The 22,657-nt window shown below is 63.8% G+C and carries 17 protein-coding genes; 9 read left to right on the top strand and 8 right to left on the bottom strand.

The annotated features are described in order from the left end of the window. Positions 1-41: 41 nt before the first annotated feature. Both DY467_RS04785 and DY467_RS26690 read left to right on the top strand, forming a co-directional pair. Complete coding sequence (locus DY467_RS04785; protein ID WP_164634284.1) at positions 42-743, top strand: fumarylacetoacetate hydrolase family protein; 702 nt, start codon at positions 42-44, stop codon at positions 741-743. Between the two features lie 80 nt (positions 744-823). Next, on the top strand, positions 824-952 hold the full coding sequence (locus DY467_RS26690; protein WP_263989448.1) for a hypothetical protein: 129 nt from the start codon (positions 824-826) through the stop codon (positions 950-952). On the opposite strand, the gene DY467_RS04780 is transcribed toward DY467_RS26690, so the two are convergent. Then, positions 953-1,810, bottom strand: coding sequence for an NAD-dependent epimerase/dehydratase family protein (locus DY467_RS04780; RefSeq protein ID WP_164634282.1), 858 nt, complete (start codon positions 1,808-1,810; stop codon positions 953-955). Positions 1,811-2,101: 291 nt separating this feature from the next. Between DY467_RS04780 and proA the strand changes: the two genes are divergently transcribed. Continuing rightward, a complete protein-coding gene (gene proA / locus DY467_RS04775; protein WP_164634303.1) occupies positions 2,102-8,056 on the top strand; it encodes an anti-phage protein ProA in 5,955 nt (1,984 codons plus the stop codon). 6 nt (positions 8,057-8,062) lie between these two features. Here proA and DY467_RS04770 read toward each other — a convergent pair whose 3' ends face one another. Then, the gene (locus tag DY467_RS04770; protein WP_164634280.1) at positions 8,063-9,100 is read right to left on the bottom strand and encodes a sensor domain-containing diguanylate cyclase; all 1,038 of its coding nucleotides are present in this window, start codon (positions 9,098-9,100) and stop codon (positions 8,063-8,065) included. 315 nt (positions 9,101-9,415) lie between these two features. On the opposite strand from DY467_RS04770, the gene DY467_RS04765 reads away from it, so the two are divergent. Next, positions 9,416-9,871 carry a hypothetical protein gene (locus DY467_RS04765; protein WP_164634278.1) on the top strand — a complete coding sequence of 152 codons (456 nt, stop codon included), beginning with the start codon at positions 9,416-9,418 and terminating at the stop codon, positions 9,869-9,871. Positions 9,872-9,910: 39 nt separating this feature from the next. On the opposite strand, the gene DY467_RS04760 is transcribed toward DY467_RS04765, so the two are convergent. The 4 genes from DY467_RS04760 to DY467_RS04745 form a co-directional block, all read right to left on the bottom strand. Continuing rightward, positions 9,911-10,621 carry a Crp/Fnr family transcriptional regulator gene (locus tag DY467_RS04760; protein WP_164634276.1) on the bottom strand — a complete coding sequence of 237 codons (711 nt, stop codon included), beginning with the start codon at positions 10,619-10,621 and terminating at the stop codon, positions 9,911-9,913. Positions 10,622-10,762: 141 nt separating this feature from the next. Next, entirely contained in the window at positions 10,763-11,299 is a 537-nt protein-coding gene (locus DY467_RS04755; protein ID WP_164634273.1) for a hypothetical protein, read from the bottom strand. A 2-nt stretch (positions 11,300-11,301) separates the two neighbouring features. Then, on the bottom strand, positions 11,302-11,535 hold the full coding sequence (locus DY467_RS04750; RefSeq protein ID WP_164634271.1) for a PqqD family protein: 234 nt from the start codon (positions 11,533-11,535) through the stop codon (positions 11,302-11,304). Between the two features lie 4 nt (positions 11,536-11,539). Then, positions 11,540-12,583, bottom strand: a complete 1,044-nt coding sequence (locus tag DY467_RS04745; protein WP_164634269.1) for a radical SAM protein — start codon at positions 12,581-12,583, stop codon at positions 11,540-11,542. Positions 12,584-12,705: 122 nt separating this feature from the next. On the opposite strand from DY467_RS04745, the gene DY467_RS04740 reads away from it, so the two are divergent. Then, on the top strand, positions 12,706-16,023 hold the full coding sequence (locus tag DY467_RS04740; protein ID WP_164634267.1) for an adenylate/guanylate cyclase domain-containing protein: 3,318 nt from the start codon (positions 12,706-12,708) through the stop codon (positions 16,021-16,023). Between the two features lie 217 nt (positions 16,024-16,240). Beyond that, positions 16,241-18,346 (top strand): DEAD/DEAH box helicase, encoded by a 2,106-nt coding sequence (locus DY467_RS04735; protein WP_164634265.1) that lies wholly within the window; start codon positions 16,241-16,243, stop codon positions 18,344-18,346. Between the two features lie 104 nt (positions 18,347-18,450). On the opposite strand, the gene DY467_RS04730 is transcribed toward DY467_RS04735, so the two are convergent. Next, positions 18,451-19,722 (bottom strand): acyl-CoA dehydrogenase family protein, encoded by a 1,272-nt coding sequence (locus DY467_RS04730; protein WP_107346703.1) that lies wholly within the window; start codon positions 19,720-19,722, stop codon positions 18,451-18,453. 384 nt (positions 19,723-20,106) lie between these two features. Here DY467_RS04730 and DY467_RS04725 point away from each other — a divergent pair, with 384 nt between their 5' ends. Further along, a complete protein-coding gene (locus tag DY467_RS04725; RefSeq protein WP_164634263.1) occupies positions 20,107-20,658 on the top strand; it encodes a DUF6790 family protein in 552 nt (183 codons plus the stop codon). 198 nt (positions 20,659-20,856) lie between these two features. Further along, on the top strand, positions 20,857-21,243 hold the full coding sequence (locus DY467_RS04720) for a hypothetical protein (RefSeq protein ID WP_164634262.1): 387 nt from the start codon (positions 20,857-20,859) through the stop codon (positions 21,241-21,243). 86 nt (positions 21,244-21,329) lie between these two features. On the opposite strand, the gene DY467_RS04715 is transcribed toward DY467_RS04720, so the two are convergent. Beyond that, a complete protein-coding gene (locus DY467_RS04715; RefSeq protein ID WP_164634260.1) occupies positions 21,330-21,785 on the bottom strand; it encodes a PaaI family thioesterase in 456 nt (151 codons plus the stop codon). Between the two features lie 114 nt (positions 21,786-21,899). Here DY467_RS04715 and DY467_RS04710 point away from each other — a divergent pair, with 114 nt between their 5' ends. Further along, positions 21,900-22,601, top strand: coding sequence for a helix-turn-helix transcriptional regulator (locus tag DY467_RS04710; protein ID WP_164634258.1), 702 nt, complete (start codon positions 21,900-21,902; stop codon positions 22,599-22,601). The last annotated feature ends 56 nt before the right edge of the window (positions 22,602-22,657 follow it).

Below are 22,657 nucleotides of genomic sequence, written 5' to 3'. Positions count from 1 at the left end.
CGCCCCGCCCTCTTCGTCCCCTTAGCTTGCGAAAGACACTCATGAGCAATGCTGGTTTCGTGATCGCCCCGCCGCCGCAGCCCGCCCTCGCCGTCGCCGGCTCGGCCGACCGCTTTCCGGTGCGCCGGATCTGGTGCGTCGGCCGCAACTATCTCGAACACGTCCGCGAGATGGGCAATGACGAGCGCCAGCCGCCGTTCTTCTTCGCCAAGCACGCCGACATGGTCGCGCCCGATGGGGCCACCATCGCGTATCCGCCGCTGACCAAGGATCTGCACCACGAGGTCGAGCTGGTGGTCGCGCTGAAGAGCGGCGGGCTGAACATTCCAGTCGAGAAGGCGCTCGATCACGTCTGGGGCTATGCGGTCGGCATCGACCTCACCCGCCGCGACCTGCAGATCGCTTCGCGCAAGAAGGAGCAGCCCTGGGAGATCGGCAAGTCGTTCGACGCCTCGGCGCCGTGCGGCGCGCTGCGCCCGGCCTCCGAGATCGGCCATCCGGCCACCGGCAAGATCTGGCTGTCGGTCAACGGCACCGAGCGGCAGACCGGCGATCTGTCGGAGATGATCTGGAACGTGCCGGAGATCATCGCCAAGCTGTCATCACAGGTCGAGCTCGCCGCCGGCGACATCATCATGACCGGTACCCCGGCCGGCGTCGCGGCGCTGTCGCCCGGCGACAGCATCGCCTGCGGCGTCGACGGCATCGGCACCCTCGACGTGACGATCGGCAAGCCGGCCTGACGGGGCGGTTGGTGGCGCGTTAGCAAGCCATTAACCATAAATCGGGAGTATCGCGGCGGGGCTGACCAGGAGCTGCCGCGATGATGTCCGACTTCGGAAGATATCTTCTGGCTGTCCTCGCGACCGTGGCGTTTCTGGCCACGGCCCAGACTGCCGGCGGCCTGAGCTGGCGCGGCCAACCTCAGATCGCGATCGCGGCCAATCAGTAGTCAGTTCGGCCGGAACTGCGGCCGAAACCGGCGCGGCTGAAAGCCGAGATCGGCCGCAGCCGGGCCGACGTCGAACGTCATGTTCTTCGCCATCCGGGTCGCCATCGTGGCCGAAAGCCCAGGCAGTACCTTGACCGCCACCGGCAGAATCATCCGCCATGCCCAATCCGGCACCGGCACGATGATGCGCGGCAGGCCGAGCCCATCGAAAATCCGGCCGACCATCTCGCGATAGGTCAGCGTCTCGCCACCCGGCAGATTGTAGGTCTTGCCGATCGCATGCGGCCGCGCCGCTGCAGCGACCGCCGCTGCAGCCAGATCATCGGCATGCACCGGCTGGCGCAGCCCCTCGCCGCCTGCCATCAGCGGAAAGAACCGGAAGCGACGGATCAGTCCGGCGATCCGGCTGACATTGCCGTCTCGGCCTTCGAGATAGATCAGGGTCGGCCGGAGGACGGTGCAGCCGACATTGTGGGCCGCGCAGGCCGCGATGACGCGCGCTTCGCCGGCGCCCCAGTCGCGAATGAAAGCGCGTTCGTCGGGATCGGGCGTATCCCATTTGGTTTCGATGCTGGTCGAGGTGAACACCACAAGCCGGGTCATCCCGGCCGCCGCCAGCACCGGCACCGCATCAGCAACGCGCCCGACCGGCGCAGTCGCGAACACCAAATCGAGCGGCGGCAGCGGGACACGGCTCAGATCGCCGAGATCCCCCGCGATCCACCGCACACCATCCGCAGGCGGCCGTGCCTGTCGCGACAGCCCGACCGGCTGGGCGCCCTCCGCGATCAACCGACGAACGATTGCACCACCGACCATCCCGGTGGCCCCGATCACAAAAGGCTGCGGCTCCCTCATTGCGACTCCACGGCTCGTCCCAGCCAGACAGGGCCGGGATTTGATTCGCTGCTGTTGAGGGAGGTTGAATAGCAGGAATAGGGGCCCGATGGCGCGAGAGGCGCGACGACCGAACGAGCGCAAGGATCGACGGATTGGATTCGAGGCCAGCCCCCGGCCGTTCCTGTCCGAAAGCTCTTCGGTAGCTGAATGCTCTGGAGAACCAATTTGACCTGTCGAAGACTGCACACTTCATGCTTGCGGATGAATTTTCAATGCCGCAATGATTGCAGTGAGGAGTGACGTTGGGTGATGAAGGCTGAAAGTGAATTCGCCGAACTTGCAGCTGACGGTGCGAGTTCGAGTGCGCAAGACCAAACCGTAAAGATCGAAGCCAATCTGGCTGAGAAATTCACCTTCGCCTCGCATCAGAATTCGATTCCCGTCCTCCGCGCGGTTGCGATCAGCAACGCGAGCCAAGAGCCGCTTGAGAGGCTTCGTCTGGAGCTGGTCTCGAGTCCCGCATTCCTGCGGCCCAAAACCTGGACGATCGACAGGATAGTCGCGGGCGACAGACATACGCTCAGCGACCGACGCGTGGATCTGGATCCCTCTTATCTGGCAGGCCTTGATGAAGCCGAGGCAGGCGACATCACGTTGCGGCTGCTGCAGGCAGATACCCTTATCGCTGAGGCCGTCGTTCCCGTGCGCCTGCTGGCCCGTGACGAATGGGGTGGCGTGTCTGACATGGCACAGCTGCTCCCGGCGTTTGTCATGCCGAACGACCCGGCAATTCACCGGGTGCTGCGATCGGCAGCCGAACGCCTTGCCTCGCATGGCCACTCATCGGCCCTGGACGGCTACCAGAGCAACGATCCGAAGCGCGCCTACATGCTCGCGGCAGCAGTCTATTCGGCGATCGCGGCGCTGGGACTACACTACGCCGAGCCACCTGCCAGTTTCGAGAAGCGCGGGCAGAAAGTGCGCGGACCGAGCAAACTGATCCAAGATCAGCTCGGGACTTGCCTTGACGTTACTCTTCTTTTCGCTGCCGCCCTAGAGGCTGTCGGTTTGAATCCTGTCACCGTCTTGCTCGACGGCCATGCGTTTGTCGGTGTTTGGCTCGTTAAAAGAACTCTGCCGAAAACCATCGAAGACGATGTCAGCGAACTCCGCAAGGCAATCGCTGCCCGGGAGCTTATCGTGTTCGAAACGACCGGGGTCACACACCGGCCTGCGATGACGTTCGAACAAGCCCGCAAGGTCGGCGAAGACAAACTCAACGAAGAAGCGCTGCAGCCTTTCGTGGCAGCAGTCGACGTCGCCCGCTCGCGCTCGTCCGGCATCTTGCCATTGGCATCCCACACGCCGAGGATGGAGGCGGTGGTCGATGAGGAAGAAACGTCCGCCGAACTCCCTCTGCCTCCCGCACCTGACATTCTCTCCCCGGCCGACCAAGTCGACGAGAAGCCGACGACGCCGGAGGGACGCATCGAACGGTGGCGATCTCGGCTGCTCGATCTATCGCTCCGTAACCGCCTGCTGAACTTTTCCGAAGGCAAACGGGCGATCCCCTTTGTATGCCCCGATGTCGCCTTTCTCGAAGATCGTCTGGCCGAGGGAGCTTCGATCAAGATCATTTCGCTGCCCCAGCAGAATCCGCTGGGTGATCGGGACGCGTCTCTGCATCGCGATCGGCGCGGCGACGACCTGCATCGGACGTTCGCGGCCGAAGCACTGAAGCGAGACGAACTCTCCTCCAAGCTCGAGCCCAAGGACCTGTCGTCTCGGCTGACCGATTTGTATCGCCAGGCCAAGAATGACCTGACCGAAGGTGGTACCAATACGCTTTATCTCGCTGTCGGAATTCTGAAGTGGAAGAAGACACCGACCGACGAGAGAACCTATCGCGCACCACTGCTGTTACTGCCGGTGAAGCTCGAACGCTCGGGCGCGTCAGATCGCTTCCGCCTCAAATTCCACGAAGACGAACCACAACTGAATGCGACGCTGCTGCAATTCCTGAAGCGGGATTTCGACGTCTCGCTTCCGGACTTTCGCGAAGGCCTTCCGAAGGACGACAAAGGCATCGATGTTTCGAAAGTCCTCGACAGCGTGCGCCGAAGCGTGCGCGACGTTCCGGGCTTCGAAGTCGTCGATGACATCGCCCTGTCGACCTTCTCTTTCGCTAAGTATCTGATGTGGAAGGATCTGACCGACCGCGTTACGGCGCTGCGGCAGAATCGCGTCGTCAAACACCTCATCGACAATCCCGATCGGATTCTCGAGGGCGCCGACCAGCCGTTCCCGGATGCAGCCGATATCGACCGCCAATACGCCTCGGCCGATCTGGTGCTGCCGCTCCCGGCGGACTCGTCTCAAATCGCCGCATGCCTCGCGGCCGCACAGGGGCGCGACTTCGTCATCATCGGACCGCCCGGCACCGGCAAGAGCCAGACGATCGCCAATATGATCGCGATGTGCCTAGCCGCCGGCAAGACCGTGCTGTTCGTCGCCGAGAAGACCGCGGCCCTCGACGTCGTGTATCGGCGTTTGCGGGAGCACCGGCTCGGCGACCACTGTCTCGAACTGCATTCGAGCAAAGCGGATCGAAAGCACTTCTTCGGCCAATTGAAGAACTCGTGGGAGAAGCGCGCGGCCAATCGCGAAACCCAATGGGTCACGCTCAATCATCGGCTGCAGATCCGGCGCGACGAGTTGAACGCTTACGTCGATGCGCTGCATCACAAGTCACCGAACGGACTGACGCCCTACGCAGCGATTGGCATCGCGACTCTCGGACAAGACGACTACGCGCCGAAGTTCGAGTGGCCAAGCAAGGATACCCACGACGCGCGGACCTACGCGGAACTGCAAGATTTAGCCGGTGACCTCGGTCGGACTTATGCGGCCGTGACCGTCCGTCCCGTGCTCCGCCTGCTGCAGGTTGAAGAATGGACCAATGCCTGGCAGGAGAAGCTGCTGACGGCAGCACGGGCTCTCGGGCGGGCCGCCACTGCAGCACGCACGGCGTTAGCCGCGATCAGTCCCCGCCTCGGACTCGATGGCCTTCAGGACTGCCGAGCCGACGGCTTGAAATACTTCGCCAACCTCGCGCAGGATCTGATCGCAACCTCCGGCGAAGATCACACGATCATTCTGCATCGCGACTTCGCCGCGCTGGCCCGCGCACTGTCCGAGCTCGAAACGGCGATTTCTGCCTACCGCCACAGTGAAACCGGCCTGTCGGTCCGCTACGCGCCCGACACCGTGGCGCGCATTCCGATCGCCGAGATCGAACGCGACTGGCACGAAGCGAAGGCGGCCATGTGGCCGAAGTCCTGGCTCGGAACGCGGCGCGTGAAACGGCTGCTCGGATCATACGCCGGAGCCAAAACGACCGACCCCGGCACTGACATTGGGCTGCTCCGTGATCTGCAAGCAAAGCTTCAATCGATCCAGAGCAATGCGATCGCCCAAGCCCCGTTGGCCTTCAACGGCCTCGATACCGACTGCAAGGCGCTGACAGGCCATCTGGAAAAGGCAGAGCGGCTCAGGACCTCCCTGGTTCAGCTCGGTGAATTTGCCGGCGACGTGCAAAAGGTCGCGGCCAGCATCGCCGCCAATCTGAAGGGACAGGTCAACCAACCGCAGCTTTCGGCTGCCAAGGACTATCTGGCCCATTACCAGGAATTGAAGGCTTGCATCGCCAGCTTCGAAGAGGCGGCCGGTCTGCCGCTCGAACGCAACGACGATGACTTTCTCAGTACCGTCATTCGACAGATGGACGAGATCGAACACGCCCGCTCGCTGTTTCGCGATTGGTCGTCTTGGTGCTTCGTCCGCAAGCGCGCCATCGCACGTGGACTGGCTCCCCTCGTGGAATCTCTCCAGACCGGCGCCGTGTCCGCCGACCGCAGCGCGTCGGCATTCAGGCTCGGCTACGCGCGTTGGTGGCTGCCGCTCGCAATCGATGATAGCGCGGAGCTGCGGAACTTCCGCCGCTTTGCCCACGAAAATACGATCGAGGATTACAAGGCGGTCGATGACCTCGTCCGCGCCCACGCCAGCGATAAGATCGTCAGTGCTTTGGCGCATGGTCTTCCGTCCTCCGAGTCGGTGCCTCGGCAATCCGAACTGGGACAGTTGCGGCACCAGATGGGCCTAACACGCCCCAGTCGATCAATTCGCGAGATGGTCGCGGCGATGCCGCAGAGCTTCAGCAAACTCGCGCCGTGCGTACTGATGTCGCCGCTGTCGATCGCGCAGTATCTGCCGCCCGACCAAGCGCTGTTCGATATCGTCATCTTCGACGAGGCGTCGCAGATCGCCACCTGGGACGCGGTCGGCGCGATCGCGCGCGGCCGGCAGACGATCATCGTTGGCGACCCCAAGCAGCTTCCGCCCACGAATTTCTTCGGCCGCGCTGACGATCAAGACGACAGCATTCCCGAATTTCAACGTGACCTCGAGAGTATTCTCGATGAAACGCTGGCTTCTGGTCTTCGGCCCCACAGGCTGCGTTGGCACTATAGAAGCCGCCACGAATCGCTAATTGCATTCTCCAACTGGCACTACTACGACAACCATCTCGTCACGTTCCCAAGCCCCACAACGGAGGATCGTGCAGTCTCGCTGAACTTGGTGCCGACCGGCATCTACGACCGGGGTAAGAGCCGCACTAATCGGGAGGAAGCGCGCGCGATCGCTACCGACATCCGGGGCAAACTGAAGAGCTGGCTCGACTTGCCGGAATCCGAGCGCCCGACGATCGGCGTGATTACGTTCAATGCTCAGCAACAGGCTCTGATTCAGGACCTGCTCGATGAGATCTGCCGGGGGGAGCCCGACCTTGAATGGTTCTTCTCCGACGACCGGATCGAACCAGTCATCGTGAAGAATCTCGAGAACATCCAAGGCGACGAGCGCGACGTGATCTACTTCTCGATCACCTTCTGCCGTGATGCCGCAGGAAAGCTGCCAATGGATTTTGGCGCTATCAATAGGCCAGGTGGCGAACGGCGCCTGAACGTGGCGATTACACGCACCCGATGTGAACTAAAAGTATTCTCAGGCATCCGAGCCGACGACATTGATCTGGGCCGTAGCAAGGCCGTCGGCGTACGTGACCTCAAGGCATTTCTCGACTACGCGGCGCGTGGCGCGATCGCCCTGCCCGCGCAGGACGAGGGATCGCTCGGAGAGAGCGAGTCTCCGTTCGAGAAAGCAGTGGCAATCGCGCTCGAAGCCCGCGGCTGGCAGGTGGTGACACAAGTCGGTGTATCCGGCTTCCGGATTGATCTTGGCATCCGCCATCCCGATCATGCGGGGCTGTATCTCGCCGGCATCGAATGCGACGGCGCCACTTATCATAGTTCGGCGACGGCCCGCGACCGCGACAAGGTGCGCGAGCAGGTGCTGCGCGGTTTGGGCTGGAATATCCTGCGGATCTGGTCGACTGACTGGTGGTTCAACGCAACCGGCGCAATCGAGCGTATCCATACGGCCTTGAACGATCTGCTGGCGACAAGCCGCGCCGACACAGCCCATACTGCGTGCGCTGGTGAAACGGCCAATGCCGGCACTGCCGACTTTGCTGACGAGATCGACCTGTCGGTCGATGTCCGCGACATACAATCGGAGGGGCCGAAGGAAAACGTTGAGCGTGTCGCCGCCGACGACGAAGGAGAGCTTCCGAGTCCGGCCGCGCAGCAGGTGAGCGAAGCCCGGATTGCGTCCATCGGCCATGCCGCACAAGCAACCCGCACGACGTTCCGCATTGTCGATCTCTCCGGCTTCAAGACAGAGGCAGATCGCTTCTTCGAGTTCTCGTACCGTCCGACGATCGAGGCAATGATCGATGCCGTGATGACCGCGGAGGCTCCGGTGAGGGAGGATGTCCTCGCTCAGCGCATCGCACGGGCGCATGGCTGGCAGCGGACGGGCGCGCGCATTCGGGATCAGGTGTCGCGGCACCTCGAGAACTACGAGCAGACGAACGAAACGCCCGGCTCGTTCCTGTGGCTGCCGGGCACGGTGACTGAACGTCTTGCGTTTCGCAGGCCCCACGGCCCGGATCACCGCCGACCTCTGGCCGAGATCGCGCTCGCGGAACTGGTCGACTTTATCCTGGCGCACACGCACGCCCTCGACGAGGACGACCCGCCCCTGGTCTATGCCCGACTTCTGGACATCGAAAGACTAGCGGCTCCCTCGCGAGAGCGGATTCAAGAGGCGATTGAGAAAGCTCAGATACTGAGGGACTGATGCCGCTCACCTCATTGTCGCCGCCTCGCAGCGCGGGGTGAGGGCCGGTACCAGACTCGGCGCCGGGTCGTGGCAGGCGCGGCAGATGACGCGGTTGCGGCCGGCGTGTTTGGCGTCGTAGAGCGCCTGGTCGGCGGCCTTCATCAGGTCGGAGACGTCCTTCATGCCCGGCAGCGCGGAGGCGACGCCGATGCTCACTGTGGCGGGGATTGCGTGCGAGGCGACCACCAGGGCGTTTCCGGCGACTTCGCGGCGCAGCCGTTCGGCGACGACTTCCGCCTGGGCCAAATCGGTCTCCGGCAGCAGCAGCGCGAACTCCTCGCCGCCGAGCCGCGCCAGCACGTCGCAATCCCGCTTGCAGTCGCGCGCCAGCCTGGCGAGATGCACGATCATCTCGTCGCCGACCTGATGCCCGAAGCTGTCATTGATCGCCTTGAAGTAATCGATGTCTATCATCAGGAATGACATCGGCCGCTCGTAGCGGCGGGCGCGCGACCATTCACGGTCGGCCAGCGTCAGGAAGTGACGGCGGTTGTAGACCCCAGTCATGCCGTCGGTGGTCGCCAGCCGCTCCAGCTCTTCGGCATTGCGCACGATGTCGGTGACGTCGCTGTAGATCAGCATCCGGCCGCCGCCGGGCAACACCGCCAGATGGCAGCGCAGCGCGGTGCCGTCGGTCATCGCCAGATCCATCGGCTTCGGATCGCCGGATTGCACCCAGGCCAGCCGCCGCGAGACGTAGTCTTCGAGATTGACCGCGACCGCCTGCGCGGAGGCGGCCAGCATCTCGGCATAGAGCGGACGGTTTTGCCGGATCTCTTCGGCGCTGTTGGCCCTGAACATCACGTGCAGCACCGGATTGCTGTAAACGGCGCGCAGCTCTTCATTCAGGATCAACAGCCCGGCGTCGACATTGTCGAGCGCAGCATACAACGTCTGCAGCGCCTGCCTGGCCTCGGCCAGCTCGCGCTGCAGCCCCGCGATCTCCGGCTGATCCGGCGATCCCGCGGCGTGGTGCGTTTCCTCAGGTCGTCTCTTGTGCATTGTCACGCCTCCAGGACGCGCCAGTGACTCACTTACACCACGAGTTGCACGACAGCAGACAACAACTGATAAATTGCACAGCAGCATTTCGGCCGCGTGGTTAATACACAATGAAGGCAGCGTCAGCGGCGCATGAGCGACGGTCACAGATGGGCCTTGTGAAGTGCCACGTCAGACTCGATTACCAGCCGCCAGATAATCGGCTCATGTCACCGATCCTTGATAGCGGCACGGTCGACGGTGTGAACCAGTTCACAACGGTGCGCGCCACCTCGAACTACAGTGAACAAAGGAGATGGTTCGGGAGCGAGCATCATGGATACGATCAGGCATATGACGCAACTCATTGAGCGGATCGGCCTCGCAATGGCCGGACTTGCTTGCGGCACATTCGTCGCGGCTTCGGTCGGTCATGCCGATATTGGCATCCTGCAGTCCGAATGGGCGTCGCTGGTCATTGTGGTGGCAGGCGGGGTCGGTTTTGCCGCCGCGAGCGGACTTCAGTACGGCGAGACGCGACACTCAGGACTCGATCCGGTTTGTCTGCTGTGCGCCGCCGGCACGTTTCTAACCTCGGTCATCGCCTTGACATCGGTCGGTGTGCTCGTCATCGGCGCAGACCCTCCGGCCGTTTGGCTTTCCCTGCTCGCCGCCAGTTGGATCGGCGGGGTGGTCCTTCAAATCGCGGCGGCCGGCGTAGCCCGCTATGGTGATCGACCGCCTCGGCGGTCGATCCTGGTAGCCCGCGCCCAGCTTCGCGATGCCGCCTGAGGCTGCCGGCTTATCCACCAAGAGGAGACAACGAGCTAATCAACCTTCACCCGCAACCGTACGAAGGGCGTCCGGCTGAACAATCTCCAAGGTCTGCGGTCCAAGCCTAATCCACCCTTGCGAAGCCCAGCGCGCCAGCAGCTTGTTGACGCTCTCACGTGACATCCCAGCCATCTCACTGACCTGCTGCTGGGTCAGCTCGATACGAAGCCGAGCCCGGTCGGTGTCACGCTCCGCCAGCCGCATGATCGTGCCGGCGAGCCGAGCCGGCATCGACTGAAGCATCAACCATTCGACCTGCTGACTGGTCGCGCGAACCCGCCCGCAGAGCAGAACAATGAGCTTCATCATCAGATGAGGCTGCGTGTCGATCAGATCGAGGAGATCACGCCGCGCGATCGACAGCAAGACGGAGTCGCTATGGGCGATGGCGTCCGTCGTCCGCAGCAGCCCGTCCAACACGGCAACCTCGCCGAATATCTCGCCATTGCCGATCAGATTGAGCATGGCGGCGCGTCCATCGGCCGAACCCGAGCTCACCCGGATCGCGCCTTCGACCACGATGAAGAGAGCGTTGGCGGCGTCTCCCTTGAAGAAGATGGTCTGTCCCCGTCTGAGCCGGACAATACAGGCGGAGCGACAGACCTGGTCGAGCGCGTCGGGCGCAAGATCCTGAAACAGCCGGTGGGCACGGACGACATCAATTATCTTGGTCGACCTGCGACCCAGGTTCGTTGTCATCGACGTCATCAGTGTTTCGACGGGCCAAGTCCCCAACGAGACTCAAGCCCGCTCCTCCTCACCCGACACGTTTGCCGGGGCCGCTTGCCTGCCACAGAGCGGAGGTCTCCGCTCTGCCGTCCAGAATGGTGGGTCACAATGCCAATTTGATCACCCCAGCCGATCGGCACAACGGACCGGCTGATAGATCTGCTGACTGTTTGCGGCACCGCGCTCGCGATCGCGATAGCTCGACAGATCGTGGATCAGACGGGCAAAATCAGTGCCCGCGTGCATCGCATCGTTGAACGTCTGTAGCGCCGCGAGCGTCCGGAATGCCCAGATCGTGCGGTAGAGGCCGCTGCCCTTTTCACTCGTCGACGAAACCGCGTAGGTCCCGCGATAAGTGACCCCCTCGGGGGTTACCTGATCGAGTTTCTGTTCGTTGGCGATCAGCCATTTCCGAAACTCGTCATGCTTGTTGAAAGGAACATCGTAGCCCCACTCGATCACCAGAGCTCCCAGCAGAACGCTGTCATTCAGGAGTTTCTCGATCTCCTGCTTGCCTTCGCCATGCTTGAGAAGATCGCAGAATGGGAAGAAACCGCCCGATCGGACCTCCGGCTCAATTGCCGCAACGGTTGGGTGCACCAGCGTTTCGCCAGCAATCAAACTGGCGGCAAGTCCGGAGGACTCGATGTTGGCCATGATCAATCTCCTTGGTGTGTCAGTTCGATCAATCCCTGTTCCTGCAATCGTTGAAGTCCAGCTCTGAGGTGATTTCGTGCATCCTCCTCCGGGTTCTTGGTCGCAACCTGTGCAATGTACTTTTGCTCGATCTGCTCGGCGGTGCTGCCGTCGCAGAGCTCGAGGATAAACCACGCGTTCAGATTCAGCATGAACAGCTTCGGCGGATCAGGCCGAAACACCACGCAGCTCTTCATTTCCTTAAGTGGTCGCAGTCGGAGGTTTTGGGTGTGGTTGTAACAGCCATTCGGGTAGAACACGCAGGTCTACTCCCCTGTTCAGCACCTTATCGAACGGATCGGGGGCGTCCCAAGCCCCGTGAAACGCATAGGCCGTCGCACGGCACCCCCCATGCGAACCTTGGCTGGATGCACAACTCGGACAACTATCCTTGACGCGCCCGGATCTGAGTTCCCGGTAGAGCGGATGCTCCCAGGTCTCCATGAAGGAGACCCGCTTGATGTTGCCGTAGTTGACGTACTCGCGCAGATAAGCGCAGCCGATCGAATCTCCGAAGGCATTCACCGCCGCCATCTGCCAGCAGGAGTTGCCGTCATTCGGATGCCATGACTGCATCAGCTTCATACCAGGCGGCAGGCGGAGCGCATCGAGCGCCGCGTGCATCTCTTCCAGGGACAGCGCGAATTCCGCCCAGCGATACTTCATCCGGCCGAGGGGATAAGGGCGCAAAACCCCAGCAGTTTTGACCCCAAGCCGTTCGGCAAGATCGATGTAACCCTGAAGATCGGCAACGTTCTTGCGGCTGAGGATGCACAGGGTCTGTACCTCGATGCCGGCCTGCAGCATGGAGCTGATCCCGTCGCAAGCACGAGCGTGGCTTCCGGGTACACCCGTGATCTCATCATGCACCTCCGCTCGGGAGCTGAACAGATCGACCAGCACGATGCCGACACGGATATCGCTCAGGTAGCGAGCCGTCTGCGGCGTGATCAGCGTGCCGTTGGTACGCACCTCGGTGAGAAAACGGCCAGATGCGGATGCCAAAAACGGCAGGAAGTCCGGCCGGTGAAATGGCTCACCGCCCTCGATGTAGAGATAGATCACGCCGAGTTCGGCAATCTCATCCAGAAAGCGTGACCAATCTTCGCTGCTCAATTCCGCTCCCGCCTTGTCAGGCGAGCAATCGGAATAGCAGTGCTGACACGCGAGGTTGCAGGTCTCAGTAAAACAGATCGAGAGCTTCAGCGGCTGCTCGAGGGCGAACGGATTCTCGATTTGCGCCATGGCCTTGAACCATTTCGCTGTGAGATGAACGAATCTAAGCCCCTGTCGTCCAATGTTCGATCGTTAGAGATGGGAGTGAGCTAATCATACTATCGTCTAAATAGCAACGGACACTCATCAGTATGCGTTGCTCTGCCTGCGGCTTCTCGGCCCCGACGGAGGCGAGCTTCTGCCCACGTTGTGGCGCAAAGCTCAGCCTGCATTGCCAGAGTTGCGGATTTCGGAGCCCGCTCGGGTCGCACTTCTGCGGCGGCTGCGGCGCTTCCCTCATCGAGGCTTCCGAGACGGCCGTCACCGGTGCGTCGGGCGGCTTTGCGCCCGTTCGCAATCAGCGACCCGAGCGGCGCCAGGTCACGATTTTGTTCGTCGATATGATCGGCTCGACCGAGATGTCGGTCCGTCTCGACGAAGAAGACTTCAAGGACGTCATCTATTGCTATCGCGACATCTGCGCGAGCGCGGTACGTCAGTTCGATGGCTGCATCGTCCGCTATATCGGCGACGGCATCCTTATATGTTTCGGTTTTCCCTTCGCCCATGAGGACGATCCGATCCGGGCCACGCGCGCCGGCCTTGCACTTCTCGACAATCTGCAGCGCCTCAATGCCGAAGAGGAGATGAAGGCGATCCACGTGCGGATGGGCATGCACACCGGAATCGTCATCGCAGGCGACCTCAGATCCTCGGACAGTTTCGAGGCAATGGGTATCCTCGGCGAAACGCCCAATATTGCCTCGAGGGTGCAGAGCCTCGCCGCTCCTGATCGTTTGGTAATCACCAATCAGACCGCGCAACTCCTCGGCGAACGATTCGATCTCATCGATCTCGGATTGCAGCAGGTGCGCGGCGTCGATGAACTGCTTCATCTGTTCGAGGTTTCCGGCGAGCGGACTGAGGCGGTCAGGGAACGGCCTGCCGCAAGCCACAAGATGATCGGGCGCCAGCAGGAACTGGCGCTGCTACAGGACCGCTTCTTCCGCGCACAGGACGGTGAAGGCCAGGTCGTGCAGATCACGGCCGAAGCCGGCGCCGGCAAGACCAGGCTGGTGCGGGAATTCAAGGCCCGGCTCGAGCCGGCAGCGTTTCTGCCGATGACCTGTTACTGCTCGGCATACAGCCGCTCCAGCGCATTCTATCCGATCATCGAGATGATCCGTCGCGTCGTGAGACCTGACGGCGAGGCGGATGCCGACGAATTGGCGGCGAATCTGCAGCGCGCCTTCGTCGGCTTGGAGACGATCACCCCGGAGGCCGCGGCGCTGGTTGCCGAGCTACTCGAGTTGCCGGTTTCCGCCGCGATCAAGGACATCCCGCCGGCCCGACGGCGCGAACTCTTGCTGGAAGTGCTGACGCAGTGGGTCCTGAGACAATCCGAGGACGTTCCTGTGGTCCTCGTCATCGAGGATCTGCATTGGGCAGACGCGTCCACCACCACCCTGCTTCGGCACATCGTGGAGCGGCTGTCGAACTGGCGGGTGATGGCCATCTTTACGTTCCGGCCGGAATTGACGGCCGAATGGCTGCTGGGACCGCAGGTGACCCGGCTGGGCCTGCGCCGCCTCTCCAAGAACGAAGCAAGAGCGCTGACCGCACAGATTGCCGAGACCTCGACCGTCCCGGAAGACATCATCGCGTCGATCGTCGCCAAGACGGGCGGAATTCCGTTGTTCATCGAAGAGCTCACCAAAGCGGTTCTCGCCGGGGCTTCTTCTGCCGATAATGATCCGGTGCGACTGACGGCACTTGTCGACAGCATTCCATCCACGCTCCGTGGCTCGTTGGCGGCAAGGCTCGACCGCCTTCAGATCGCAAAGCCGCTGGCGCAGGTCGCCGCGACACTGGGCCGGACGTTCGACAGCGAAGTATTGGCGGCCGTCACCGGAGAGAGTCAGCCCGCGCTCCGCGCGCAGCTCGACGAACTGTTGCGCCAGGGCTTCATCCATCAGCACGGAACGCAGGTTCAGGCCAAATACTCGTTCAAGCACGCCCTGATCCAGGAGGCTGCCTACGACTCGCTGCTCAAAAGCGAGCGACGATCGATGCACCGCAGAATCGCGGAAGTCATCTCCACCCAATTCGCTGAGGTCGTCGCGGCAACTCCTGAGGTCCTGGCCGAGCATTATGCAGCTGCGGATCTTGCGGAAGCGGCGATCGCGCATTGGGAGGCGGCCGGCAACAAGGCCGCCGAGCGTTCGGCCAATGTCGAGGCTGCCAGCCACTTTGCCAGTGCTCTTGCGATCCTTCGACGATTACCCGACACGGCCGAGCGGGCACGGCGAGAACTATCGCTCGAGTTGGAGCGCGGCTCGCAACTTCTCGCCATCAAGGGGAATGCCGCGCCGCAGGTGGAGGAAGTCTTCACCCGTGCCTATCAGCTCAGCTGGAGACTGGGCGAGCACCGGCTGCTGTTCAGGGCCCTTTATGGGCTCATGATGTTCTTCATCGTGCGAGGTCAGCTCGAAAAGGCGCATCAATGCGGCGTGCGCTTGATCGAACAGGCAGACCGCGCCGGCGATGACGGCTTTCAGCTGCAGGCCAAGCGGCCGCTTGGCCTGACCCAGTTCTATCTCGGCCAATTCGGTAGCGCGAAGGAGACTTTGAAGCAGGCGCTGCAGCTGTACGATCCCGACCGGCATCATCACCATCGGTTCGAATATGGCTCCGATCCGGCGGTTCTGGCGCAATGCAATCTCGCCTGGACCGAGTGGTTCGTCGGTTTGCCGGATACGGCCGTCGCGGACAGCGCAGAGGCGATGGGGCGGGCGATCCAGCTCAATCATCCCCACAGCCTCGGCTTCGCGCTCAGCTTCGAGGCCTCGATCCGGCAGAGCCGTGGTGAGCCGAATGAAGCGCTCCAGGCCGCCGAGCAGGCAATTCAGATCGGCCAGAGCTATCGCTTCCCCTACTGGAGCGCCTGGGGGCGGATCTTGCGCGGCTGGGCCATCGGCAGGCTGGACAGCCCGGCAGCGGGCGTGGTCGAAATCAAAGCCGGGCTGGACGACTATCGCGCCACAGGCGCCGAGCTGATCCGGCCCTACGGGCTGATGTTGCTCGCCGAGACACTTGGTGCCGAAGGTGCGGTTGAGGATGCGTTGGCTTTGCTAAACGAAGCGCTCGACATCACAGAGGCCAACAGGACGCTGTTTTGCGGGCCGGAGCTGTACCGGCTTCGCGGATCGCTGTTGCTGGCGGCGGACCCGCACGACGATGCGGGCGGCCACGACCTTGAGAAAGCGGCCGATCTGGCGCACGCGCTCGGCTCGCCGATGCTGGAATTGCGGGCCCTCGCCAGTCTCGTCTCGGCTTCGCCGCCGCGGGACAGCTCGGCTCCGCTCGAGCGGCTCGAGCGGCTGCGCAATGCCATGACCGAAGGCTTCGCCACCACCGACCTCACCGAGGCCGCGCGCGTTATCGAGCTGGCGGCCACGCATCGCCGCTAGGCGATCCTGGGGCGCCGCAGCCATTACAGGGGGCTTTTGGGGCCCCTGATCGGACCTGGGTGAGGAACCAATGGCGCCGGGACCAGGATTAGCCTAAAAGAGCGCAACCTCCCATCATCGGCGGCTTGTTGCGACGTGCATCGTCCAAGGCCCGCCGGTCGACCGATCCGGTCCCGGGATTTCCCATTCGGCGTGATCGCCCAGAAGGTTGTCGTTCGTGACATTTCCGACCAGTCCCCCGCCGCTCGCGCGAGCTTTGGCGGAGCGTAATTATCTCCAGGCGACGCCGGTGCAGAGCGCGGTGCTGGCGCCCGACACGGTCGGCCGCGACCTGTTGGTGTCGGCGCAGACCGGCTCCGGCAAGACCATCGCCTACGGGCTGGCGATCGCGCGCGACGTGCTTGGCGATGCCGAGCAGTTCGCCCCCGGCGCCGCGCCGCTGGCGCTGATCGTGGCGCCGACCCGCGAACTGGCGCTGCAGGTGCACCGCGAGCTGAGCTGGCTGTATCGCCACGCCGGCGCCCGCATCGTCTCCTGCGTCGGCGGCATGGACCCGCGGCGCGAGCAGCGCGAGCTGGCGGACGGCGCCCACATCGTCGTCGGCACGCCGGGGCGGCTGTGCGACCATCTGCGCCGCAACCGGCTCGACGTCTCGCAGCTCAAGGCCGTGGTGCTCGATGAGGCCGACGAGATGCTCGATCTCGGCTTCCGCGAGGACATGGAGTTCATCCTCGAAACCACGCCCGAGACCCGCCGCACCCTATTGTTCTCGGCGACGCTGCCGCGCGGTATCATCGCGCTGGCCAAGACCTATCAGCACGACGCGATGCGGATCGAGGTCGAAGGCGCCGAGGGCGGCCACGCCGACATCGAGTATCGCGCCATCCGCATCGCGCCGAGCGACGTCGAGCACGCCGTGGTCAACGTGCTGCGCTACGTCGAATCCCCGACCGCGATCGTGTTCTGCAACACCCGCAGCGCCGTGACGCATCTGCAGACCGCACTGCTGGAGCGCGGCTTCGCGGTGGTGGCGCTGTCCGGCGAACTCACCCAGAACGAACGCACCGGCGCGCTCAATGCACTGCGCGACGGCCGCGCCCGGGTCTGCGTCGCCACCGACGTCGCAGCGCGCGGCATCGATCTGCCGAACCTCGGCCTGGTCATTCACGCCGAGCTGCCGAACGACGCCGAAGTGATGCAGCACCGCTCAGGCCGCACCGGGCGGGCCGGCAACAAGGGCATCAGCGTCCTGTTAGTTCCGCCGGCGCGGCGGCGGCGTGCCGAGCTGCTGCTGCAGCTCGCCGGCATCGAGGCGAACTGGGGCACCGCGCCGCAGGCCGACGAGATCCGCAGCCTCGATCAGCAGCGCATGCTGCAGGACCCGCTGTTCACCGAAGAACCGACCGCCGAGGATCAGGCGCTGGCGCAGGCGCTACTCGCCGAGCGCTCGCCCGAACAGATCGCGGTGGCGCTGGCCAGGGTGGTGCGCGCCCGGATGCCGGCGCCGGAGGACATTCTCGATCCCGGCGAGCGGCCGGCCCGCGGCCGCGACGAGCGCGGCGGCAAGGCCGCGCGCGAGCCGCGCGATCACGAGGCGCGCGACAAGGCACCGCGGACGCGCTCGGCCAAGGCCGGCGAGAAGCACGCGATGGCCGGCGGCGTGTGGTTTCGCGCCGCGATCGGCAAGCGCAAGAATGCCGAAGCGCGCTGGCTGCTGCCGATGATCTGCCGCCGCGGCGGCATCACCCGCCAGGACATCGGCGCGATCCGCATCCTCGACACCACCACCGAGTTCGAGATCTCGCCCGCCGCCGCGGACGCGTTCGCGGCGCAGATCAAGCGGCCGGATCACGACGACAACATCCGCATCGAACCGCTGATCGGCGCCAAGCCGATCCCGCCGCGCGAGGACAAGCGTCCGCCGCGGCCGGATGCGGACCGCAAGCCCGATCGCGAGGCGCGCCGCGCCAAGCGTCCCGACTCGTGGTCGCCGCTGTCCGGCGAACCGCTGCCCGATCCGCGCGAGCAGGACGCGCCGCGTCCTACCAAGCGCGCGCCGCACGACGACGCTCCGCGCGGCGGCAAGCCGGCGCGGTTCAAGGACAAAAGCTTCAAGGACAAGAGCTTCAACGACAAGGGCTTCAAGCCGCGCGGCGAGGAGTCGTTCGAGGGCGATTTCAAAGCCAAGCCGTTCAAGAAGGACGGGTTCAAGGCAGGCAAAGCGAAGGGCGACAAGCCGGCTTACGTCAGCAAGGCCCGCCGCGCCGATCCGTCGGCCAAGAACCCGCCGTTCAAGAAGAAGGCGAAGAAGAAGTTTCGCTGAGGCGCCTGCGGAGCGTGACGCCGGCCTCGCGCCGGCCATCCCGCAAATAATAAGGCCGGGGACAATGCCCCCGGCCCTGATGTCGTCAAGCTGATAGCGATCGCTTACAGCGTCAGCTCATGGCGGCCGACAACCATCCAGTGCACTTCGTCCGGACCGTCGGCGAAGCGGAGGTGGCGAACGTCGGTGTACATCTCGGCGAGCGGGGTCCACTGCGAGATGCCGGTGGCGCCGTGCATCTGGATCGCCTGGTCGATGATCTTGCAGGCGCGCTCCGGCACCATCGCCTTGACCATGCTGACCCAGACGCGCGCTTCCTTGTTGCCGAGCACGTCCATCGCCTTGGCAGCCTTCAGCACCATCAGCCGCATCGCTTCGATCTCGCAGCGCGCCTGAGCGATGATCTGCAGGTTGCCGCCGAGATGCGCCAGCTTCTTGCCGAACGCCTCGCGGGTCAGGCCGCGGGCCACCATCAGGTCGAGCGCCTTCTCGGCCTTGCCGATGGTGCGCATGCAGTGATGGATGCGGCCGGGGCCGAGCCGAAGCTGCGAGATCTCGAAGCCGCGGCCTTCGCCGAGCAGGATGTTCTCCTTCGGCACCCGGACATTGTTGAAGCGCATGTGCATGTGGCCGCGCGGCGCGTGGTCGTGGCCGAACACGTGCATCGGGCCGAGCACTTCGACGCCGGGCGTGTCGACGGGCACCAGGATCTGCGACTGCTGCTTGCTCGGCGCGGCGGTCGGATCGGTCTTGACCATCACGATCATGATCTTGCAGCGCGGATCGCCGAGACCGGAGATGTAGTACTTCTCGCCGTTGATCACCCACTCGTTGCCGTCGAGCACGGCCGAGGTCGAGACGTTCTTGGCGTCGGACGAAGCGACGTTCGGCTCGGTCATCACATAGGCCGAGCGGATCTCGCCGTTGAGCAGCGGCTTCAGCCACTTCTCTTTCTGCTCAGGGGTGCCGACGCGCTCCAGCACTTCCATGTTGCCGGTGTCGGGCGCCGAGCAGTTCATCACTTCGGAGGCGAGCGGCGCCTTGCCGAGTTCGGCCGCGATGTAGGCGTAGTCGAGATTGTTGAGGCCTTCGCCGGTCTCGGCGTCGGGCAGGAAGAAGTTCCACAGCCCCTGCTCCTTGGCCTTCGCCTTGGCTTTCGCCAGCAGATCGAGTTGCTCCTGGCTGAACGACCAGCGGTTCGGATTCTTCGCTTCGGCGATCTCGAACTCGTGCTGCATCGGCTCGACGACGTCGGCGATGAACTTCTTCACATGGTCATAGAGCGGCCGGACGGATTCGCTCATCCGCAGATCGTTGAGCGTGTCTTCGGGCGCGAGCGTGTAAGGGGTCTGGCGGGGGACGTAGGCCGTCTGCATGCGGGCGTGCTCCTCGTGCTTTTCTTGGTTGCGTTTCTTGGCGTCGTTGGCAGCCACTCCGCGTGGACGGCCGCGCACCGGTTATAGACACGAACCCGCCGGGTTGTCTTGATCGAACTGCGTTTAAAACAGCGTGTGAACCTAATCCCGCACTGCGAAAAATCATCTCCGCCGTACGCCACGCGCGATAGTCGACGAGGCAATCATAACGGTCCGCCGAACTCCACGTCGAAAGGTTCCCCGCGTAGCAACGCGCACTCGCCCCGTGATCGTTCGGCGGGTCGTCGCGCTTGATGGCTGTGGTCCGAATGAGTGCTAGCATCGCCCCGATCCACCGCGTCAGCTACGCGGCCGCGGGGCTCATCACCGAACGGAGAACGAGGCATGGCGGAAGTGATCAAGACGACGATCGTGTTCGTGCTGTCGAACTTTTCGCTGAGCTTCCTCGTCATCGGCCTGCTGTTCGCGCTGGTCGCGATCGCGCACGCGCCGAAGCTGCTGCGATTCCCGGACGTGATCGACCGGCTGCTGGCCTGGCACCTGTTCTGGTCGATCGGCGTCTGTTACTTCTACAACTTCGTGATGCACGGCTTCTTCGGCAAGATGTCGGCGGCGTTCATCGGCTGGGCCGACAGTCCGTTCCAGTTCGAAGTCGCTACCGCGAGTCTCGGGTTTTCCGCCGTCGGCTTCCTCGCCGCCTTCCGCAGCTTCGACCTCCGCCTCGCTGCGATCGTAGGCCCCGGACTGTTTTCACTCGGCGCCGCGGCCGGACACATCTATCAGATGGTGACCCAGCACAACTTCGCGCCGGGCAACGCCGGGGTGGTGTTCTACACCGACATCATCATCCCGCTGTTCGGCGGGGCGTTGCTGTGGCTGCAGCATCGCAGCCGAACCGATCGCGTGGCTGCGGCGCCGTCAGGCCGCGCGGCCTGAGCGCCGATCGCGCCGGACAAACAGGCCAGGGGCCGGGCGATCATCCTGAACGCAGCGCGTTGAACTTACAAGCCCGCTTCCCGGACAAAGGGGAAAGCCGACGGACGCCGCCGCAAGCGGCTCCGCGCCCCCCATCTTGATCATGCCGATGGGCCGCCGCGAGCTTCTCGGCGCCGCCCAGCAGCGAGGACGCGCCGCATGCCCATCATCATGCTGAGTGCCGTGATCGGCATCCTGTTTCTGCAAGCGACCGGCGCGATCCCGCAGAGCAGCGTCGGCGGGCCGATGCTGATCGCGCTGGCCTTCCTGCTCGGCGCGTTAGCGGTCGGCATCCACGATGCCCGAACCAGCCGCCGCGGCCCGCTCGGCTGGATCGTCAGCATCGCCGTCGCACTCACCGGCGCCTTCCTCGCCGCGCCGCTCGGCGGCATGGCCGTGACCATGCTGCTCGCCCCGTTCGTGCAGGGCTCCTCCTCCCTCGCCGCCGCCGGCGGCCCGGTGATGGCCACCGCACTCGCGGGCGCGATGATCGTCACGCTGGCCGGAGCGTGGGGGGCGATCTGGGTGGTGAACAGGTGGCGGTGAGCGGCAGCTTGGATAAAGCGAGCGATATCCGCGTGAGCGAGCGATTCAATGCCGCGTGCCGCCGCGCTCAGCCGGGCCACGCATCTTCAAGCAAGCTTCGTCTGCTGAGGGCCGCTGTGCACCGCAACCGCTCTCGCGGTGGCCGTGGCGGTCGCGATCAGCCTTTGATCGGAATCGCGTAGCTCCCCTTCGAGGAACAGGATTTCGCGACCGCTGTGCACCACTCGACCTCGGCCGACGAGTCGTCCGGGCCTTGCGGGCCGCATGAAGCTCACCTTCAGCTCCAGGGTCTGCGCCATCCGGTCGCCGCCAAGAAAGGCCATCGCCGCCGGTCCAACCGTATCGTCGAGCATCGCGCCTAGAAGGCCGCCTTGGACCGATCCGGCCGGATTGAGGAAGGATTCGGTTGCCAGAAACTCGACCTCAATGCTCCCCACTGCCGGATCGATGGCTAGCAGCTTCCAACCCAATAGCTGCGCGGCGGGTGGTGCGGGCCGGCGGCCTTCAATCATGTCCCTGAACTGTCCCACCCGATGCGTCATCGAAGACTCTCCTTTGGAAGGCGCTTCGCCCGGGCTGAAAGACGACCCGGCAACTGCACGCGACGGATATTCGCTATAGGATGGCTCCTGACAGCGTGGTGTCAGGAGGCGACGGTGCGACGGGCAGATCGACTGCTGGATTTGATCGCGCGGCTGAAGGGCGGGAAACTGGTTGTTGCGGAGCAATTGGCCGAGCAACTGGAGGTCTCCGTTCGCACCGTGTACCGCGATATTGCGGCCTTGCAGGCGCAGGGACTCCCGATCGATGGCCAAGCGGGCCTGGGTTACATGCTGCGCGGGGACGTGCACCTGCCGGCGCTGACCCTCAGCCATGATCAGCTCGACGCGGTGTCACTCGGCCTGTCGCTGGTGGAGTGGATCGGCGATGACGACCTCGCGCAGGCAGCCGCCAGCGCACGCGCCAAGATCGACGCGACCTGGGGCGCCCAACCGACTCCGGCGCCATCGCAGCGGCATCTGTTGGCGCGCGAGCTGCCGCACCGCAAAGCCCCGCCCTTCACCGGTTCGATCCGCCGCGCCATTCGGGAGCGCCGCATCATCAAGCTGGACTATGCGGCCGAGGATGGAGGCCGATCCACCCGCGACGTCCGCCCGCTCGGGCTCCGCGCGTTTCATGCCGGCTGGCTGCTGATTGCGTGGTGCAATCACCGCGGCGCCTTCCGAGTCTTCCGCCTCGACCGCATTCTGGCTTACGAGCTTTCGAAGCAAACCTTCCCGTTTGAAGCCGACCGCGAATTGGCGGCCTACTTTTCGGAGCGCGGGAATGAATCTGATCGTCGGGGCGCGCGTAGATGAATTGGTCGGCCCCAGCCTATGATCTGAATGTCCGCCAATTCAAGGCGCATAGCTCG

This window comes from Rhodopseudomonas sp. BR0G17, assembly GCF_010907025.1.
GTDB classification, from domain to species: Bacteria; Pseudomonadota; Alphaproteobacteria; order Rhizobiales; family Xanthobacteraceae; genus Rhodopseudomonas; species Rhodopseudomonas palustris_H.
Note: the sequence above shows the minus strand (reverse complement) of the source record. Positions and strands in the feature narration are given on the sequence as shown.

Excerpts from the sequence above, each read along its gene's own strand:
- DY467_RS04785 (WP_164634284.1), top strand. The coding sequence starts at position 42 with ATGAGCAATGCTGGTTTCGTGATCGCCCCGCCGCCGCAGCCCGCCCTC.
- DY467_RS04765 (WP_164634278.1), top strand. The coding sequence starts at position 9,416 with ATGGATACGATCAGGCATATGACGCAACTCATTGAGCGGATCGGCCTC.
- DY467_RS26690 (WP_263989448.1), top strand. The coding sequence starts at position 824 with ATGATGTCCGACTTCGGAAGATATCTTCTGGCTGTCCTCGCGACCGTG.
- DY467_RS04750 (WP_164634271.1), bottom strand. The coding sequence starts at position 11,535 with ATGAAGAGCTGCGTGGTGTTTCGGCCTGATCCGCCGAAGCTGTTCATG.
- proA (WP_164634303.1), top strand. The coding sequence starts at position 2,102 with ATGAAGGCTGAAAGTGAATTCGCCGAACTTGCAGCTGACGGTGCGAGT.
- DY467_RS04745 (WP_164634269.1), bottom strand. The coding sequence starts at position 12,583 with ATGGCGCAAATCGAGAATCCGTTCGCCCTCGAGCAGCCGCTGAAGCTC.
- DY467_RS04780 (WP_164634282.1), bottom strand. The coding sequence starts at position 1,810 with ATGAGGGAGCCGCAGCCTTTTGTGATCGGGGCCACCGGGATGGTCGGT.
- DY467_RS04715 (WP_164634260.1), bottom strand. The coding sequence starts at position 21,785 with ATGACGCATCGGGTGGGACAGTTCAGGGACATGATTGAAGGCCGCCGG.
- DY467_RS04720 (WP_164634262.1), top strand. The coding sequence starts at position 20,857 with ATGCCCATCATCATGCTGAGTGCCGTGATCGGCATCCTGTTTCTGCAA.
- DY467_RS04740 (WP_164634267.1), top strand. The coding sequence starts at position 12,706 with ATGCGTTGCTCTGCCTGCGGCTTCTCGGCCCCGACGGAGGCGAGCTTC.
- DY467_RS04770 (WP_164634280.1), bottom strand. The coding sequence starts at position 9,100 with ATGCACAAGAGACGACCTGAGGAAACGCACCACGCCGCGGGATCGCCG.
- DY467_RS04730 (WP_107346703.1), bottom strand. The coding sequence starts at position 19,722 with ATGCAGACGGCCTACGTCCCCCGCCAGACCCCTTACACGCTCGCGCCC.
- DY467_RS04760 (WP_164634276.1), bottom strand. The coding sequence starts at position 10,621 with ATGACGTCGATGACAACGAACCTGGGTCGCAGGTCGACCAAGATAATT.
- DY467_RS04755 (WP_164634273.1), bottom strand. The coding sequence starts at position 11,299 with ATGGCCAACATCGAGTCCTCCGGACTTGCCGCCAGTTTGATTGCTGGC.
- DY467_RS04725 (WP_164634263.1), top strand. The coding sequence starts at position 20,107 with ATGGCGGAAGTGATCAAGACGACGATCGTGTTCGTGCTGTCGAACTTT.